1 pseudogene is annotated in these 1423 nt (G+C 57.2%); it reads right to left on the bottom strand.

The features are described from left to right. Positions 1-1081, bottom strand: a pseudogene (locus AC1DYI_RS35615) (hypothetical protein); the annotation flags it as partial. Positions 1082-1423: the final 342 nt, after the last annotated feature.

The raw sequence follows: 1423 nt of genomic DNA on the forward strand, positions 1-1423 counted from the left end.
GCGTAACCAGTCCTTGGACACCCTGAGCTGCAAGCACCTCCTTTAATGCCTTGACCCGCGCGTCGCGAATTGCCGCCATTGGGTCACCATCATCACGGCTTCCCTCTACGTCCGGCATCCAGTCATCAAACAGCCACGTGGTGACCAGAAGCGGGTCGTTCGGTTGGAATCTCGCAACTAGAGCATCCATGCGGCCAAGCCGTTCGCCCCCAATGGCCCAGTCAACATGGCTAAAGGCGTGGTGCCGATTTACCTCTTTTCGCAATGCATCCCAGGTCGCCATACGGTCCTCGATGCCCTGGTTCTCGAGACATGCTTCCAAGGCTTTCATGACGCGCTCAAAGCTATCGGGCTGCAACTGTCCAAGACCACCTATCAAGGTCTGCCAGCGCTCCGGCAATCGTTGCGCGTGCTCGACTGCCAATTCAACGATTGCCGCTTGTGTCGCCCAGACGATGCCGAAGGTGAGCGTCTCCTGGCCTCCCGGCGAGGCCTCAGCAAACCTTGGCTTCTGCGTCGGGCTTACGCTGTCATGAGACTGCGGCAAGAGCAGCACTAAGAGCGGCCAAGCGATTGATGGCACCGCTTTTACTACGTGAGCTAGAACCCCGATACGGTGCTTGTAAGGTGCATTTGTGTGCGGCGACCATGACAGCAGCACATCACGCAGACTGTTGATTGGACGATTAGCTAGCTTGCCTCCCGGGTCAATCGCCGCGAGCTTAGCAAGGCACATTGCTGCGCGAAGGAGAAGGCTTTCGTCCCAAGCTAGTAGTTCCAGAGCCCAAAGAACCGCTGGATGGCCACTTGCGGGTGCAAAGAAGTCATCGCGCTCGGAGAAGATGGGCTTAATTTTCTCGGCGTCGCCCTCAAGCAGACGCTCGAGGGCTTCAAGGAAAGGGATAGGAGCGGCCTCCGCGAGCAACGGAAGATGGTCTCGCAGACTTTCGAGCAAGCGGTGGTCAGCAGACAGACTTGGTAGCCCCCGAACAATTTCGTCGACAAATTGCCGAGGCGATGACCCGGTGACGACAAAGCCCGCCTTGTCATGAAGCGCGGACATATGAAGCAATGTGGTCATCAGTCCTTCGCGAAGCCACCGACTGTGCACCCCAGGTTGAGGCGCAGAAAGCCGAAATGCGTCTTCTGCCTTTGGGGTCTCAATCACCTGGGAAAAAACAGCCTTTGCTTGTTCAGCAAACCGTGCCAAGTGCTCTCCACCAAGGAGATGGCCCAGATGCACGAATGCATCTACGGAAGACCTCATCGCCCACACGTCGTCGACACGGTCTATAGGAGGGTCCTTCAGTCTAGTCAGACCGCGCAGTGGGGCTTCAACCTCCTCATAGGTGGCTCTCCCACCTAGCAATTTGAGAACCTCTGAATCAGCTTCCGCAGAAGGCTTCCACGCACCTGCCAAGAG

The organism is Ideonella sp. P3_A4, from assembly GCF_056403075.1.